General features: G+C 73.7%; 14 protein-coding genes. 4 read left to right on the top strand and 10 right to left on the bottom strand.

Annotated features, from left to right (window positions below; all coding sequences use genetic code 11):
- Nucleotides 1-49: 49 nt before the first annotated feature.
- The 3 genes from OC439_RS17355 (at nt 50) to OC439_RS17345 (ending at nt 1,827) form a co-directional block, all read left to right on the top strand.
- Nucleotides 50-643, top strand: coding sequence for an NTP transferase domain-containing protein (locus tag OC439_RS17355; RefSeq protein ID WP_030500339.1), 594 nt, complete (start codon nt 50-52; stop codon nt 641-643).
- A 40-nt stretch (nt 644-683) separates the two neighbouring features.
- The gene (locus OC439_RS17350) at nt 684-1,016 is read left to right on the top strand and encodes a TfoX/Sxy family protein (protein WP_262014337.1); all 333 of its coding nucleotides are present in this window, start codon (nt 684-686) and stop codon (nt 1,014-1,016) included.
- 94 nt (nt 1,017-1,110) lie between these two features.
- Entirely contained in the window at nt 1,111-1,827 is a 717-nt protein-coding gene (locus OC439_RS17345; protein WP_262014336.1) for a VOC family protein, read from the top strand.
- A gap of 36 nt (nt 1,828-1,863) precedes the next feature.
- On the opposite strand, the gene OC439_RS17340 is transcribed toward OC439_RS17345, so the two are convergent.
- The 8 genes from OC439_RS17340 to OC439_RS17305 are packed head-to-tail and all read right to left on the bottom strand — an operon-like array spanning nt 1,864 to nt 10,909.
- Nucleotides 1,864-3,507 carry a DUF4127 family protein gene (locus OC439_RS17340; RefSeq protein ID WP_262014335.1) on the bottom strand — a complete coding sequence of 548 codons (1,644 nt, stop codon included), beginning with the start codon at nt 3,505-3,507 and terminating at the stop codon, nt 1,864-1,866.
- Entirely contained in the window at nt 3,504-4,217 is a 714-nt protein-coding gene (locus OC439_RS17335) for an N-acetylmannosamine-6-phosphate 2-epimerase (RefSeq protein ID WP_262014334.1), read from the bottom strand. The genes OC439_RS17340 and OC439_RS17335 overlap by 4 nt, the downstream gene beginning before the upstream one ends.
- Nucleotides 4,214-5,134: an ROK family protein gene (locus OC439_RS17330; RefSeq protein ID WP_262014333.1), complete on the bottom strand. Its 921-nt coding sequence runs from the start codon at nt 5,132-5,134 to the stop codon at nt 4,214-4,216. The genes OC439_RS17335 and OC439_RS17330 overlap by 4 nt, the downstream gene beginning before the upstream one ends.
- Complete coding sequence (locus OC439_RS17325) at nt 5,131-5,973, bottom strand: carbohydrate ABC transporter permease (protein ID WP_262014332.1); 843 nt, start codon at nt 5,971-5,973, stop codon at nt 5,131-5,133. The genes OC439_RS17330 and OC439_RS17325 overlap by 4 nt, the downstream gene beginning before the upstream one ends.
- The gene (locus tag OC439_RS17320) at nt 5,963-6,910 is read right to left on the bottom strand and encodes a carbohydrate ABC transporter permease (RefSeq protein WP_209962570.1); all 948 of its coding nucleotides are present in this window, start codon (nt 6,908-6,910) and stop codon (nt 5,963-5,965) included. The genes OC439_RS17325 and OC439_RS17320 overlap by 11 nt, the downstream gene beginning before the upstream one ends.
- Before the next feature lie 11 nt (nt 6,911-6,921).
- The gene (locus OC439_RS17315; RefSeq protein WP_013475970.1) at nt 6,922-8,205 is read right to left on the bottom strand and encodes an ABC transporter substrate-binding protein; all 1,284 of its coding nucleotides are present in this window, start codon (nt 8,203-8,205) and stop codon (nt 6,922-6,924) included.
- Nucleotides 8,206-8,226: 21 nt separating this feature from the next.
- A complete protein-coding gene (locus tag OC439_RS17310) occupies nt 8,227-9,822 on the bottom strand; it encodes an FAD-dependent oxidoreductase (protein ID WP_262014331.1) in 1,596 nt (531 codons plus the stop codon).
- Between the two features lie 40 nt (nt 9,823-9,862).
- Nucleotides 9,863-10,909: a LacI family DNA-binding transcriptional regulator gene (locus OC439_RS17305; RefSeq protein ID WP_262014330.1), complete on the bottom strand. Its 1,047-nt coding sequence runs from the start codon at nt 10,907-10,909 to the stop codon at nt 9,863-9,865.
- A gap of 384 nt (nt 10,910-11,293) precedes the next feature.
- Between OC439_RS17305 and OC439_RS17300 the strand changes: the two genes are divergently transcribed.
- Nucleotides 11,294-11,779 (top strand): hypothetical protein, encoded by a 486-nt coding sequence (locus tag OC439_RS17300; protein WP_262014329.1) that lies wholly within the window; start codon nt 11,294-11,296, stop codon nt 11,777-11,779.
- Between the two features lies 1 nt (nt 11,780).
- Here OC439_RS17300 and OC439_RS17295 read toward each other — a convergent pair whose 3' ends face one another.
- Both OC439_RS17295 and OC439_RS17290 read right to left on the bottom strand, forming a co-directional pair.
- Entirely contained in the window at nt 11,781-12,590 is an 810-nt protein-coding gene (locus OC439_RS17295) for a metal-dependent hydrolase (protein WP_262014328.1), read from the bottom strand.
- 119 nt (nt 12,591-12,709) lie between these two features.
- A complete protein-coding gene (locus OC439_RS17290; RefSeq protein WP_262014327.1) occupies nt 12,710-15,187 on the bottom strand; it encodes a serine/threonine-protein kinase in 2,478 nt (825 codons plus the stop codon).
- Nucleotides 15,188-15,227: the final 40 nt, after the last annotated feature.

Genomic DNA, 15,227 nt, shown 5'->3' with positions numbered 1-15,227 from the left:
CCCGGTCCGTCCCCTGATCGAGGGGGCACCGCTGAACCGGATCGCTGCAATGATCATCGCCGCCGGTGGCGGCCGCCGCATCGGCGGACCCGAAGCGCTGCTGCACCAGGGCGAGAAGCCGCTGGTCAGCCAGATGATCGACACGATGGCCGAGGCGGGCTGCGCACAGGTCGTGGTCGTCCTGGGTGCGGCGGCCGAGCAGGTGCGGCAGACCACCGACCTGACCGGCGCCACGGTGGTGGTCAACCGCGCCTGGGGCACCGGGGTGGGCTCCTCGATCCGGGCCGGGCTCGCCGCGCTCACCGACGACGACATCGAGGCGGTCGTCGTGGTGCCGGTGGACATGCCCGGGCTCACCGCGGCGGCGGTCCGCCGGGTCACCGCGCTGCCGTACCCGGACGTGCTGGTCTGCGCCACCTACGACGGCCTGCGCGGCTACCCGATGCTGTTCGGCCGCCGGCACTGGTCCGGCATCGCCACCCTGGCCAGCGCCGACGTCGGGGCGCGGCCGTACCTGCTGGCGCACAAGGACCAGATCGTCGACATCGCGTGCGACTCGGTGGCCGACGGCAGCCGGATCGACAGTCCGGAGCTGATGGCGCTCTACGGCCTGTCCATCCCCGAACAGCGGGTCGGCGCCTGAGGCGCGCCGCGCTGTCGGACCCGGATGCCACGATGCCGTCATGGCCTACGACGAGGACCTGGCGAACCGGGTACGGGAACGTCTCGGGCGCGAGCCCGGCATCACCGAGCGGCGCATGTTCGGCGGCCTGGCGATGATGCTGCGCGGCAACATGGCGGTGGTGGTGCGCGGCGCGGGCGGTCTGATGGTCCGGGTCGACCCGGCCGAGGCCGAGCGCGCGCTGGCCGAGCCGGGCGCCGAGGCGACAGTCATGCGGGGCCGGGAGATGCGGGGCTGGGTCACCGTGTCGCCCGATGTCTGCGAGCGCGACCCGGACCTGACCCGCTGGGTCGAGCGGGGCGTCCGCTTCGCGCGCACCCTCCCGGCGAAGTGACGCGCCAGCGGGGGAAATCCGGCTGCGCGCCCGGGCCGCCCGGCCTACGCTCCTGACCTGCTGCCGACGGCGGCGGCGGATCGGAGACGGGCGGATGGCGGTTCACCTCTACGCGGTCAGCCTCGACGCGGGCGACCCGCGGCGGCTCGCGCGGTTCTGGTCCGGCGTGCTCGGCCGGGAGATCCTCGACGACCCGGGCGAGGGCGTGGCGCTGGGCGGCGACGCCCACAGCGACTTCCGCATCCGGTTCCTGCCCAGCGCTGCGCCGAAGACCGTGCAGAACCGGATCCACTTCGACCTGACCAGCGCGTCGCCGCAGGCCCAGCGGGACACCGTCGAGCGGGCGCTGACGCTGGGCGGGCGGCACATCGACATCGGCCAGGGGCCGGACGACGACCAGGTGGTGCTCGCCGACCCGGAGGGCAACGAGTTCTGCGTGATCGAGGCGGGCAACAACTTCCTCGCCGGCTGCGGCCCGCTCGGCGCTGTCAACTGCGACGGCACCCGGGCGGCCGGCCTGTTCTGGAGCGAGGCGCTGGGCTGGCCGCTGGTCTGGGACCAGGACGAGGAGACAGCGATCCAGTCGCCGCGCGGGGGCGCGAAGGTCACCTGGAGCGGGCCGCCGCTGATGGACGCCGGCGGGCGGGACCGCGTACACCTGGATCTGGTCGCGGACGGCGACCGGGACGCGGAGATCGACCGGCTGCTGGCGCTCGGCGCGACCCGGGCCGGTACGGGAAAACACACCGCCGGCGACGTGGTGCTGGCCGACCCGGACGGCACCGAGTTCTGCCTGCTGACACCCCGCTGAGGCGGGTGCGGCCCCGGCGGACCGCACCCGCACCGATCAGCGCAGCCGCAGGCTCGGCTCCAGCGTGACCTCGAACAGCCGGTCCCACGGCAGCTCGACCCGCACCGCGGTGACCCGGTCCAGCGTCGCGGTGAACGTCTTACGTCCGCGTACCCCGAGCACCAGCTCGTGCCCGGCGAAGTGGTCGGCGAAGTACCGCTCGGTCAGCGGCACCAGCCGGTCGCGTACCCAGCCGTCGAAGTAGCGCTTCTGCTCGGCGGTCAGCGCCAGCGGGTCCCAGCCCTGCGCGCGGGCGTGGGCGTACGCCTCGACCTGCACCACGTTCTTCCACGGGTCGTCCTTGACGAACCGGTAGAGCAGGTACTCGGCGTGCGCCTGGGCCGGCCCACGCAGCTCCGGCACGCCGAAGCCGCTGCCGGAGGAGCGCAGGTACGCCCACCGCGCGGTGCCGTGCGCGAGCGCCAGCCCGAGCGCGTTGCCGCCGGTGTTCCACCCCGAGTACGACAGCAGCGCCGGCAGGTCCAGGCGGGCTTCCATCCGGGACACCAGGTCGTGGTCGCCCTTGTTGACGATCAGCGGGTCCACCACGATCACCGGGGTGCCGGCGGCCAGCAGTTCGCCGATGCGGCCGACGAACGCGTCCAGGTCCGCGGCCCGCTGCCCGGCCGCCGCCGAGGGGGTGTTCACCGCGAGGACGATGTCCGCGTCGCCGGTCACCACCCGGCCGCCCACCGAGGTGACGTGCCGGCGGATGTTCTCCGCGAACGGGATGCCCTCCAGCGCGGCGGTCCAGCCCTCGCCGGACACTCCCGCGTACTCCACCCGGTAGGTGGGCGCGGCACCGGCGGCGACGACCCGCGCGACGAGCAGCGCGTTGACCTCGTCGGCGCCGGGGAAGATCTCCACCCGGTCGCCGACGCCGAGCCGCGCCACCAGCGCCTCCAGCTCGACCCGCTCGGCGCGGGCCAGGCCGACCGGCGCGGTGTCGTCCTCGGAGAGCACCAGGTGGCTGATCGTCCCGTCCGCGACCCACTCCACCATCAGCCGGTTGACCTGGTGGTTGCGTGCCCGCGCGGCCAGGTAGTCCTCGACCACGGCGTCCGGGATGCGGGCCCGCACGGCGTCGAGCTGGCCGCGCAGCGACTCCTGGCCCAGGTTGACCACCTGGTCGTACAGCTTGGCCCACTGGACCAGCAGGTCACGGTAGTTGTCCAGGTCGGTGCCGGTGCTGGTGATGGCGAGCCGCTGGATCGTGTCGTGCACCTCGATCACCGCGTCGGACCGGCGTGCGCGCAGCCGCCGGATCGCCTCCAGGTTGCGCAACGCGTCGGCCAGGGCCGGTGCGGCGGTACGCGAGGCGATCAGGCCCCCGTACGCCAGCATGCTCACCGAGATCACGTACCCGTCGACGCCGTCGGTGCCGTCGAGCCAGCGGGCGATGCCGGCGCCGTCACCGGGGGTGAAGAAACGGCCCAGCAGGTTCCGCGGCGGCAGCAGCACCTCGGCGTCGGCGCTCGCACCGGTCATCTCGGCGCAGTACGTGTTGACCGGCCGGTCGTCCAGCGGCACCAGCGCCACGCTCGGTCGCCGGCCGGCGGGCCGGGCGAAGGCGGGGCCGCCGAGGGCGACGGTGGCCAGGCCGGCCGCGCCGGTGGCCGCAAGAAGGGTTCTTCTCTTCATCGATGCTCCCTTTTCTCCGGCGCGCTCGCCGCCCGGGGGGTGGCCGGAACCAGCCGGCGGGTGATCCACAGCGGTGAGGTGACGGCGTTGCCCATCACCACCGCGTGGGCGCCCGCCTCGAAGGCCCGGCTGATCTGCTCCGTGGTCCGGTAGCGCCCTTCGGCGATCACCGGTACGGGCAGCAGCGCGGCGAGTCGCGCCACGAGCCCGAGGTCGGGCCCGTCGATCGGTGGGCCGGCCGGCGTGTAGCCGGACAGCGTGGTGGCGACCGCGTCCGCGCCGGCCTCGACGGCGGCGACGCCCTCGGCCACAGTGGCGACGTCGGCCAGGACCAGCGCGTCGGTCTGCTCGTGCACCGCGCGGACGGTGTCGGCGAAGGCCCGGCCGTCGGGCCGGGGACGGTCGGTGGCGTCCACCGCCACGACGTGCGACCCGGCCCGCGCCGCTTCGAGCGCGTGCCCGGCGGTCGGGGTGATGAAGACGCCCTGCGTGCCGTGCTTGTACAACCCGATCACCGGCACGTCGACGGCGGCGCGTACCGCCCGCACGTCGTCGGGGCCGTTGACCCGGACCGCCACCGCGCCGCCGCGCACCACGGCGGCCGCCACGCGGGCCTGGACGTACGGGTCGCGCATCGGGTCGTCCGGGTCGTCGGGCAGGGGCTGGCAGGACACGACCAGCCCGCCTGCGAGTTCGTCCAGGACACTCACGTGCTTGTTCCTCCGTCGTGGTGGATCGGTGCGGTGGCGAGCCGGGCGGCGCCGACCACCACCGCGTCGGCGCCCAGCGCCGCGGGAAGCAGCGGCACGTGCGCCCAGCCTCCGGGTAGCTCCGCCCGGTAGGCGGCCGTGGCGGCGGGAAGCACTGTGGCGGCGGCGCCGCCGGCGACCACCACCGCGTCGGGGTCGAGCAGGGCGACCAGTCCGGCCAGGGCCGCGCCGAGCGCGGCGCCGGCCCGGTCGACGACCTGCCGGGCGGTCGCGTCGCCGGCCGCCGCGCGCCGCGCCACCTCCCGGCCGGTGACCGGGTCACCGCCGGTGAGCGCGTACGCGGCGGCCAGGCCGGTGCCGGAGGCGATCGCCTCCAGGTGCCCGTACCGGCCGCAGCCGCAGCGCAGCCGGTGCGCACCCGGTGCCGGCAGGTGCCCGAGCTGGCCGGCCGCGCCCCGGGCACCGCCCTCGACCCGCCCGTCGTTGACGATCGCGCCGCCCAGCCCGGTGCCGACGGCGGCCAGCAGCACGTGCCCCCGGCCCCTTCCGGCTCCGGCCCAGCACTCGCCGAGCGCCGCCGCGGCGACGTCGTTGGTGACGCGCACCGGCCGGCCCAGCCGCGCGGACAGCTCGTCGGCGACCGGGGTGCCGGCCCATCCGGGCAGGCTGTCTGTGGCGTACCGGATGGCGCCGGTCGCCGGGTCGACGGTGCCCGCGGTGCCCAGCCCGACCGGCCCGGGGCCGGCGGCGGCGAGCAGGTCCGCGGCCAGGCCGGCGGCGGTGTCCAGCACCGCTGCCGGCCCGCCGCGCGCGGGGGTGGGCGCCTCGCGGCGGCCGAGCACCCGCGCACCGGGACCGACCAGGGCGGCGGCGGTCTTGGTGCCGCCGATGTCGATCCCGACGACCGGCTCGGTCATCCCTTCAGACCGGTGTGCGCGAGGCCCTCGACGAACTGCTTCTGCGCGATGACGAACACCGCCAGCACCGGCAGCGCGGTCATCGACGCCGCCGCGAGCTGGACGTCCCACATCGGGCCGCCGTACGCGTCGACGAACTGGGTGAGCGCCTGCGGCAGGGTGAACTTGTCCGGCGAGGAGAGGAACACGATCGGTTCCAGGTACAGGTTCCAGCTGTGCAGGAACGTGAAGATGGCCACCGCGCCGAGCGCGGGCCGGGACAGCGGCAGCGCGATCTTCCAGAACGTGGCGAAGCGTCCCAGCCCGTCGACCCGCGCCGCCTCCTCCAGCTCACCGGGGAGGCTGATGAAGAACTGCCGCATGATGAACGTCGCCAGCACGCTCGGCGCCCCGAAGATCGGCACCAGGATCAGCGGCCAGTGGGTGTCGATCAGGTCGAGCTTGAAGAACATCTGGAACAGCGGCACGATCGTCACCTCGCTCGGGATGAGCAGGCCCGCGAGGACGACCAGGAACAGCACGTTCTGCCCCCGGAACCGGATCCGCGCGAACGCGTACCCGGCCAGTGACGCCACGGCCAGCGTGCCGACGGTGACCAGCAGCGCGATGTAGAGGCTGTTCAGGTACTGCTGCCCGAACGGCTGCAGCTCGAACCCCCGCCGGTACGCGTCCAGCCGCGGATCGGTCGGCAGCAGCTGCGGCGGGAAGGAGAAGATGTCCGCCACCGGCTTCAGCGACGAGGTGACCATCCACCAGGTGGGGAACACGAACGGGACGGCCAGGACCATCAGCACCCCGTAGAGCACCAGCTTGGTCCGCCGGGACAGGTCACGATTCATGGAAGACCCACCTCTTGCGCATCTGCCACTGCAGCACTGTCAGCGCGAGCACGATGACGAACAGCAGGATCGACAGCGTGGCGCCGTAGCCGAAGTGATGGAACTGGAAGGCCTGCTGGTAGAGGTAGTAGACGAGCACCGTGGTCGAGGTGCCGGGCCCACCCTGGGTGAGCACCGCGATCTGCGCGAAGACCTGCAGCGAGCCGACCACCGTGATGATCGACGTGAGCATGATCGTCGGGCTGATCAGCGGCACGGTGATCCGCCAGAACTGGCGCAGCCGGCTCGCGCCGTCGACCTCGGCGGCCTCGTACAGCTCGGCCGGCACGCCCTGCAGGGCGGCCAGGAACAGCACCATGTTCAGGCCGACGTTCTTGAACACCTGCACGACGATCACCGACAGCATCGCCGTGCCCTCGCCGCGCAGCCAGTTGGGGCCGTCGACGCCGATGGTGTCGAGCAGGCCGTTGATGCCGCCGTTGTCCTGAAGCAGGAAGCCCCAGACGATGGTCCACGCGACCAGCGAGACCACCACGGGGGAGAAGAACAGGGTGCGGAAGACGATGGTCCCGCGCAGTTTCTGGTTGAGCAGGACGGCCAGCAGCAGCGCCAGGCCGAGGTTGAACACGACCAGGCCGACCGAGAACAGGCCGGTCGACCGCAGCACCGGGCCCAGGTTGGGGTCGTCGGCCAGCGCGGCGTAGTTGTCGGTGCCGATGTAGTCGAAGCTGCCGGCCAGCACGTTCCACTCGTGCAGGCTGTACCAGACCACGAGGACCAGCGGCAGGATCACGAAGACCACGCTGCCGAGCAGCTGCGGGGTGATGAACAGGTATCCGGTGAGCTGGTCCCGGCGGCGGGTGGTCCAGAACGGCCGGGCCCGGCCCGGGGTGGGCCCGGCAGCAGCCGGGCCCACCCTGGTGTCCGTCTGGGTCATGATCCTCGGCCCTACTTCGCCAGCAGCGGCTGGATCTTGGAGCAGACGCCGTCGAGTACGCCCTTGACGTCCGCGTCCGCCTTCCACAGCGGGTCGAGCGCGGCGCGCACCTGCTGGCTCAGCTCGGCCTGCCCGGAGTGGCTGGGCTTGACAGTGCCGTTGGTGATGCCGTCGATGACGACCTTCTGCAACTGCTCCGGCTTGAGCTTCGGGTTCGTCTTCGCAAGCGTCTCGGCGGTCAGCTGGGACTGCCGCGGCGGCGGGAAGAACTGGGCCAGCTTCGCCGAGTTGGCGGGGTTGGTGAAGAAGGCCAGGAAGTCGGCGGCCTGCTCGGCGTGCGGGCTCTTCTTCATCACGCCGATGCCGGCCTGGCCGACCACCGCGTACGGGCCCTTCGGGCCGGCCGGCAGCGGGACCAGGTCCCAGTCGAAGCCGTTCTCCTTCAGCAGCGAGGCGCGGGAGATCTGGGTGACGGTCATGGCGGCGTCACCGGCGAAGAAGTCGGCGGTCGTGCCCGGACCGGGCAGCGCCTTGCCGGTGAAGATCGCCTTGTGCAGCGTGGTCATCGCCTCGACCATCTCCGGGCTGTTGAACCCGCAGCTACGGCCGTCCTCGCTCCACGCCTGGGCACCCCAGCCGGTCCAGAACGTGGCCAGGTTGTCCCAGCCCTTGTAGTCGAAGTCGCGGACCACGAGCCCGGCCTTGCCCGACTTCGCGGCGGTGGCGCCGGCCGCGGCGAGCGCGGTGTCCCAGTTCCACTGCCCGGCCGCGATCAGCTCGGCCGGGGTCTTCTGCCCGGCCTTCTTGAGCATGTCGTTGTTGACGAACACGCCGAACGGCGAGGTCGAGAACGGGTACGCGAAGAGCTTCCCGTCGTTGCGCCAGAGCTTCAGCGTGGCGGGGGAGAGGTCGTCGTACTGGTAGCCGTCGGCCTTCTTCAGCGTGTCGTCGAGCGGGCTCAGCGCGCCGGAGGCGACGAAGTCCGGTGCCGAGTTCTCGAAGATCCACGCGAGGTCCGGCGCGTTGCCGCCGGCGATCTGCGTGGTGAGCGTCGTGGTGTAGTTCTCGAACGGCAGCGGGTCGAACTTGATCTCCGCGACGTCCGGGTTGTTCTTGCGGTACTCGTCGGCGATCTCGTTGAACAGCTTGAGGTGCGCCTCGTTCGCCGACCAGACGGTCATCCGCAGGCTCGCCGGACCGTCGTCCTTGGCGTCGCCGCCACCGCCGCAGGCGGTCAGGGCGAGCACACCGGTCATGGTCGCCGCGACCAGGCCGGACAGTCTTCCGTATCTCACTTTCTTCTCCTCACCGGGGGTTCAGTAGCCCGCGATCTGCGGCCAGCGGCATTCCACGCCGGCGGCCGAGATGCGGTCCGTGAATTCGGCCAGCAGGCGGGGGGTGCCGCGGACCGCGCGCGGGGACTCGCCCCGCGCAAGGCAGAAGTCGGCCAGCAGGCCGGCGACCTCACCGACGTTCCACTCGACCGGGTGCAGTCGGTAGCTGCCGTTGGTGATGTGCGTGGTACCGATGTTCTTGCCGGCCGGCAGCAGGTTCTCCATCCGCTGCGGGATGAGCGCGCCGAGCGGGATCTCGAACGGGCAGGAGCCGACGTCGATGTAGTTGTCGCCACCGGTCGACGGGTGCAGGTCGATGCGGTACATGCCGACACCGATCGAGTCGGCGTAGCTCACCGCGCCGTGCTCGCCGCGTACGGCCAGGGAGAGGTCCTGCTCGACCACCGTGTACTCGGCGCGGATGCGGCGCGACTCCCGGATGTAGGGCGCCTGCGCCAGCCCGTCGGGGCTGCCGGTCACGTCGCCGCGCAGCCGCAGCCCCGGGTAGCCGGTGCCGCCGTCGGGGCGGGGCGCCTCGGTCTGCAGCCAGTACAGGACGGAGTACGACAGCTCGCGCGCCTGGGACAGGTGCCAGGACGCGTTCGGCACGTCGATGACCGGGCCCTCGAAGTAGTCGATCATCGGCCAGTTGACCAGCGTGATGTCGCTGCCGTACGCGCCGTCGACGAAGTTGCGCCGTGCCGCGATGCGCCGGAACGTCCACAGGTTGCCGTCGCCCGGGTTGAGCCGCTGGTCGGCGTTGACGCCCAGCGGGTCGTCGTCCGGGTTGGGCGTGAAGCTGCGCTCGACGATCTCCAGCGTGCGCGGGTGCGGCGACCGCCAGGACAGCAGCCGGTCGCCCCAGAAGTCCGGCTTGTAGTCACGCCAGAAGTCGTAGTTCGCCGGGCGGTCGATGGTGTGGTCGCCGTCGACGTGGTCGAGCGCGAAGCAGACCGACACCGCCTGCATGTTCAGCGGCTGCGCCTCGGCGGGCGCGCTCGGCTCACCGGTCTGCGCCTGCGACTCGAACCCGGTCACATACTCGGTGCCGGTCAGCGGCAGCAGCTCACCGGTCTCGGTGGCGTCCAGGACGTACGGCGCCTCCACCTCGATCCGCTCGTCGCGGTCCCGATGGGCGAGCGTGACGCCGGTGACCCGGTCGCCGTCGGTCTCGGCCGCGACCGGCCGGTACGGCTGCAGCACCGTCAGCCGCCCGGACCCCCGGTACGGCGCGAGCATCTGCTCCAGGACCGCGACCGCGACGCGGGGCTCGTGGCAGAGCCGGCTCACCCAGCCGGCGCCCGGGTTCAGGTCGGTCCACGCCCGGGACCGCTCGGTCAGCGGGTAGTGGCGGCGGTAGTAGTCGCGGATGCCGTCGCGCAACTCCCGGTAGCTCGCGGTGGCGCCGAACTGCTCGATCCAGGAGTGCTCGTCCGGCGGGACCGCCTGGCTGGTGAGCTGCCCGCCGAGCCAGTCGAACTCCTCGGTCAGGATGACGGACCGGCCGGCACGGGCCGCGGCCAGCGCCGCGGCGACACCGCCCAGTCCGCCCCCGACGACGAGGACGTCCGCACGCATTAGTACCACTTGCTTCCTTCCAGTTGCGCGGCCGGGCGTGTCAGCGCCGGTCGGCCGCCGATCCAGGGACGCCGAGGGTGTCGCCCTCGACGAGTTCGCAGGGCAGGAGCCGTTGCTGGAGGCCGCCGGCGCTGCCGTCGATGACGCCGGTCAGCACCTCGACGGCCTGGCGGCCCATCTCCTCGCGCGGGATGCGGAACCCGGTGAACGTGATGTCGGTGGGCACCGGGACTGTCGGGTCGCCGAGGGTCACGACGGACAGGTCACCGGGCACCGTGAGCCCCTTGCGGCGGGCGGCTGCCTCCAGCGCCACGGCGGTGGCGAAGTCCTCCACGAAGGCGACGGTGCTGCCGTCGGCCCGCAGGTCGTCCACTGTGGCGTCGGCGGTCTCCGCCGTCGCGGTGATCTGGCGGGCGCTGTCCGCGCCGGTCGCGCCGGCGTGGAAACCGCTGCGCCGGTCGTGCGAGGACTCGGCCGAGGTGCCCATGCCCACGTACGTCAGCCGCCGGTGTCCCAGCTCCACCGCCCGCTCGGCCAGCCGGTGGACCGCGCTGGCGTAGTCGGCGCCGACGTAGGGCACCGGGCCGCCGGCGTCGTCGCGGCGTCCGACGGCGACGTAGGGGAACCCGTCGCGGTTGAGCCGGAGCAGCTCCGCGCCGTCGATCTCCCGGCCGAGCAGGATGCAGCCGTCGGCCAGCCGCAGCCGGTTGTCCTGGTGGAAGATGCGCCGCCGGCCGTCCACCACCGGGGCGCTGGTGAACAGCAGCAGGTCGCAGCCGACCCGTTCGGCGTACTCCTCGATGCCGAGCAGGAACGGGTGGAAGAAGTCCCGGCTGCCGCTGGGGAAGGCCGGTTCGTAGGTGAAGACGCCGATGATCCGGTTGAACCCGGAGGCGAGGCGGCGGGCGGCCGGGTCGGCGGCGTATCCCGTCTCGGCGATGACCTGCAACACCCGGTCCCGTGTCTCCGGCGCGATCCGGACGTCGGCGTCGGTGCGGTTGTTGAGCACCAGCGACACGGTCGCCTGGCTGACGCCGGCCATGCGCGCGATGTCACGCTGGGTGACACGCCTGGGGGGAGGGGTCACGTCGGTCCTTCCACTTCCGCTAATGCGTATTAGCGATCGGGTCGGGATGGAGCCTGGCTGCTCTCCGGGCGTCCTGTCAAGGGGTGGCCGGAAGATTTCCGTTCGATGAACCCCCTGATGTAATGCGGATTAGCAACCGCGTCCGCCATCGGCCGGCGGCCCGTTTCGGCGGGGATCTTGACAAGGGTCGACCGGGCGCGCGACAGTAGGCGGACCTCGGCGCTAATGCGCATTAGCGTGTCGTCGATCGTCTGCGCGGGCGATCGACGACGCCTTCTTCCCTACCCAGAGTGATGCCGGGTGCGGCCTCTGCCTGCCGCCGTCCCGGGCGCTACCGTGCCGATAGGACGGTCGTGGCGCCGTCCGCACGGGGGAGGGGACAACGTGGGCACCACTGTCGCTCGTCATCTCGCCGGAGCCGTCGCGGCGTGGCTCGTCGTCGTCGCGGAGGCGGTCGCCGGCTACCTCGGCCTGCTGGCGTACGCGCTGGTCACCGGTGCCGACCCGGGCGGCCCGCTGGCCGGGCCGCTGCTGGTGCTGATCGCGGCGCTGCTCGGCGTGGCCGCGCTGCCGCTGCTGTTCGCGCCGGCCGTCGCACTCGGTGAGGCGGCGGGCCGGCGGTGGGCCGGTCCGGCGCTCGCGTACGCCGGGCTCGTCGCGGTCGTGCTGGCCGCCGGGTACGCCGCCGCGACGGCGGTCGCCACGGACGTGCCCGGCGCCCGGGTGCCGCTGGTGGCCGGGATCGCCGCGCTGCTGGCCCTCCCGCCGACGGCGGCGTACGCGCTCACCGCCCGCGGCGTGGGCTGGACCGCCCGGCTGATCCGGGCCCGGGCGGCCACCGCCCGCCCGGTACGCGCCGAGGCGCGCTGACCTACACCTGGATGTCGAAGCGCTGCAGCACCGAGGGGGCGACCAGCCCGACCGCGGCCAGGACGGACAGGATCGTCATCGCGGTGCGCAGCACCACCGTCTCGGCCTTGCTGCCGGTACGCAGCGCGATCTTGTTGGGCAGGCCGATCATCGTCCACATCCGGCGTTTGATCGGGATGGGCCACAGGATCGGCACCCCGGCCCGGGTGATCATGTCGCCGAGGATGTGCACGAAACAGCCCACTCCGACCGCGAGCCCGATCATCGGATAGCCCCGGTCGCCGGGCAGGTTGGCGAACGTGAACCAGGCCGCGGCGGCGGACACCAGCGTGACCACCACCCAGCCGGCGCGCTCGGCCCACTTGTCGAACAGCCCGCGCAGCGCCAGGCCGATCATGAAGAAGAGGATGCCGACCACCGCCCACTTGCCGTAGTGGGCGCACAGCGCGGTGGTGCCCCAGCCGACGAGCACGGTGAACGGGATGGTGTGGGTCAGCGTGCGGTGCCCGTTGTTGCGGCGCGGGTCCTTGCTCAGCTTGGTCGCGTAGTAGACGCCGAGCGAGATCTTCTCCATCACCTCGGCGACGAAGAGGCTGACCACGCCGAAGGTGCGGGCCACGGTGGCGCCGCCCTGGTTGCGGGTGACCTTCCCGGACAGGTCGAGGTCGGGGAAGAGCGCTCCGCCGGCGCAGACCGCGGTGCCCACCGCCAGGGCCAGCGGTGTCTGGTGGTAGTCCGCGAACTGGGCCATCGCCCAGGAGCCGGTCAGCCACACCGCCGCGCCCGAGAGCGCGTGGGACGGTCCCATCATCTCGGCTCGCCCTTCCCGAAGATCTTGATCCACAAAAACTACGCCACTGTAGTCAGCCCGTGTGACAGCGGGGCATCAGCCGGACGGTCCACTGGGGAACCGGTCCCCGCGGCGCCGCGTCAGCCCGCGGTACGGGTGGGCCGGACCGTGCCGAGGCTCGCGCGGATCACTGCGAACTGCTTCGAGGCGGCGGGCCAGTCGGCGTCGGAGGTGGTCCAGCCGAGCGTCCACCCGGCCCGCTCGCCGGGCAGCACGCGCAACGCGCGCATCCGTTCCCCGTACGGCGCGGTCCAGCGGCACTCCCACGCCGCGCCCGGGCCGTCGGACTCCAGCCGGACCTTCTGGTAGTGCGGCAGCCGGCCGGCCGAGGTGAGATCCCGCTCGGACGACTTCAGCCGGCCCACCGGATCACCGCCCGGGTACGGCTCGACGCCCAGGATGCGCCGCGTCTCCGGATCCTGGAAGCAGGTGGTGTCGCCGGAGCGCAGTTGCAGCCAGCCGGCGGGCAGGGCGATCCGGAATCCGCCGGTGTCGGCGGGCCAGACCCAGCCGGCCGGAACGGTCACCGGCGGGTCGTCCGGTGGCGGTCCCTTACGGACCGGCGTACCGGCCACGTCGGGCCGGACGCAGGGGAACGGCGGAGGCGGCGCGCCCGGCCCGGGTGGACGGTCCCACGGGCGGGCGACGGCCTCGGTGGAACTGCCCGCCTGCGGCGGATCGTCGCGGCCACCGGTGATCGCCAGCGCGGTGCCCACCCCGGTCGCCACCGCCAGCAGCACGGCGCCCAGCACGAGTCCCCAGCGGTGCAGCGGGTTCCCGTCGCCGGAGGTGAGCGGGGGATCGGCGGGGCGGGGGACACCGGCGGGCCGGGGCGGGGCCGGGTGAACCGCGCCGCTGTCGACAGGCCCGCTGTGGGCGACCGGTGGAGGCTTGGCGACCGGCGCGGCGCCGGGGCCGACGATGTGCACCGGGCTGAGGGCGTCGGCGCGGGGCGCCGACTCGGGGCCGCCCGGGCTGCCCGGGTCGACGAAGCTGGTGAGGACGGTGGGGCCGAGGCTGATCGGGGCCGGGCGGGCGGGCCCGCCCCGGGACGGCTCCGCGGTCGCGGCCTGCTCCGGTTCGGCCGCGTGGCCGCGTTCCGGTTCACCGGGCCGGGCGCTCGTCGGTGGTGCCGCCCGGCCCACAGCGGCCGCGCGGCCGACCGCACCCGAGCCGCCGCCCCCGGCCGAGCCACCGGCGGCGGGCGGACCGCCGGCCACGGAGGGCCCACCGACCGTCCTCGGGCCTCCGGCCGCCTGCGGACCGCCGCCCGGGCCGGCCGCGCCCGTGCTGCCGACCGTGCCTCCGACGGCCCCTCCGACCGCTCCCGAGCCGCCGACCGCTCCCGAGCCGCCGTTCGCGTCCGGACGGAGGTTCCCCTCCGCACGACCGATCGGCGACGACGAACCGGCCGCGTCCGTGCGCCCGAGCGCGCCCGAGCGGCCGGCCGGGGACGCCGGACCGCCGGTGTCCGCGCGGGCGGCCGGACCGGCGGCGTCGGCCGCCTCGCCGCTCGGTGGCGCGCGATCGCCCTCGGCGGGCGGGGCCCACTCGCTGCGCTTCGCCGCCCGGCTCCACGCGCGGGCGGCGGCGGCCGGTGGCATCAGGTCCGGGTAGATGCCGCCCGGGGCCGCCGGGTTCCCCGGCTCGTCACCCGCCGCGTCGGCCTCGCGTCCGCCGGCCGGCCGCTCGGCCGGCGCGGCGCCGGCGCGGCCCGCCGACCCGGCGGCTTCCGCGTCGGCCTCCGACACCGTGGCGACGCCGAGCAGGCGGGCCGTCTCGCGGTGACCCAGGCGGGTACGCGGATCGCGCCGCAGCAGCCCGGTCAGCACCGGCGCCAGCGGGCCGGCGTGCGGGGCCGGGTCGGGCGGCCGGGTGGCGAGCGCGGCGAGCGTGGCCATCGCGGTGCTGCGGGCGTACGGGGAGCGGCCCTCCACCGCGGCGTGCAGCGTGGCGCCGAGCGACCACATGTCCGCCTCGACGCTCGACACGCCGTCGGCGGCCCGCTCCGGGGCCACGTACTGAGGGGAGCCGAGGACCAGGCCGGGCCGGGTCATCGCGCCGTCGCCGCCCTGGAACACGGCCAGCCCGAAGTCGGTGAGCAGCACCCGCCCGTCCCGGGCCAGCAGCACGTTCGCGGGCTTCACGTCCCGGTGCAGCACCCCGGCGTCGTGCGCGGCGCGCAGCGCGGCGAGCACCGACAGGCCGATCTCGGCGGCCCGGCCGGGCGGCAGCGGCCCGTCGGTCTCGATGATCTCCTGGAGCGAGCGCGACGGGACGTACTCCATGATCAGCCAGGGTTCGCCCTGGACCCGGACCACGTCGTAGACCCGCACCACGTTGGGGTGGTTGAGCCGCGCGGACGTCCGTGCCTCGCGCAGCGTACGGGCGCGCAGCTCGTCCTGCTCGTTCTCGGCGAGCCAGTTCGGCGGCACGACCTGCTTCACCGCGACCTCGCGCTGCAGCTCCTCGTCGCGCGCCCGCCAGACCTGGCCCATCCCGCCGCGGCCGACCAGTTCGAGCAGGCGGTACCGCCCCGCGATCACTACCTCCCGCACCGCACTCCTCACCGCTGGTCAGTGGTCCACAATAGCCAAC

Origin of the sequence: Micromonospora sp. Mcm103 (genome assembly GCF_024519755.1) — a bacterium.
GTDB lineage: Bacteria > Actinomycetota > Actinomycetes > Mycobacteriales > Micromonosporaceae > Micromonospora > Micromonospora aurantiaca.
Note: the sequence above shows the minus strand (reverse complement) of the source record. Positions and strands in the feature narration are given on the sequence as shown.

Excerpts from the sequence above, each read along its gene's own strand:
- OC439_RS17355 (WP_030500339.1), top strand. The coding sequence starts at position 50 with ATGATCATCGCCGCCGGTGGCGGCCGCCGCATCGGCGGACCCGAAGCG.
- OC439_RS17345 (WP_262014336.1), top strand. The coding sequence starts at position 1,111 with ATGGCGGTTCACCTCTACGCGGTCAGCCTCGACGCGGGCGACCCGCGG.
- OC439_RS17320 (WP_209962570.1), bottom strand. The coding sequence starts at position 6,910 with ATGACCCAGACGGACACCAGGGTGGGCCCGGCTGCTGCCGGGCCCACC.
- OC439_RS17350 (WP_262014337.1), top strand. The coding sequence starts at position 684 with ATGGCCTACGACGAGGACCTGGCGAACCGGGTACGGGAACGTCTCGGG.
- OC439_RS17330 (WP_262014333.1), bottom strand. The coding sequence starts at position 5,134 with ATGACCGAGCCGGTCGTCGGGATCGACATCGGCGGCACCAAGACCGCC.
- OC439_RS17340 (WP_262014335.1), bottom strand. The coding sequence starts at position 3,507 with ATGAAGAGAAGAACCCTTCTTGCGGCCACCGGCGCGGCCGGCCTGGCC.
- OC439_RS17325 (WP_262014332.1), bottom strand. The coding sequence starts at position 5,973 with ATGAATCGTGACCTGTCCCGGCGGACCAAGCTGGTGCTCTACGGGGTG.
- OC439_RS17295 (WP_262014328.1), bottom strand. The coding sequence starts at position 12,590 with ATGATGGGACCGTCCCACGCGCTCTCGGGCGCGGCGGTGTGGCTGACC.
- OC439_RS17310 (WP_262014331.1), bottom strand. The coding sequence starts at position 9,822 with ATGCGTGCGGACGTCCTCGTCGTCGGGGGCGGACTGGGCGGTGTCGCC.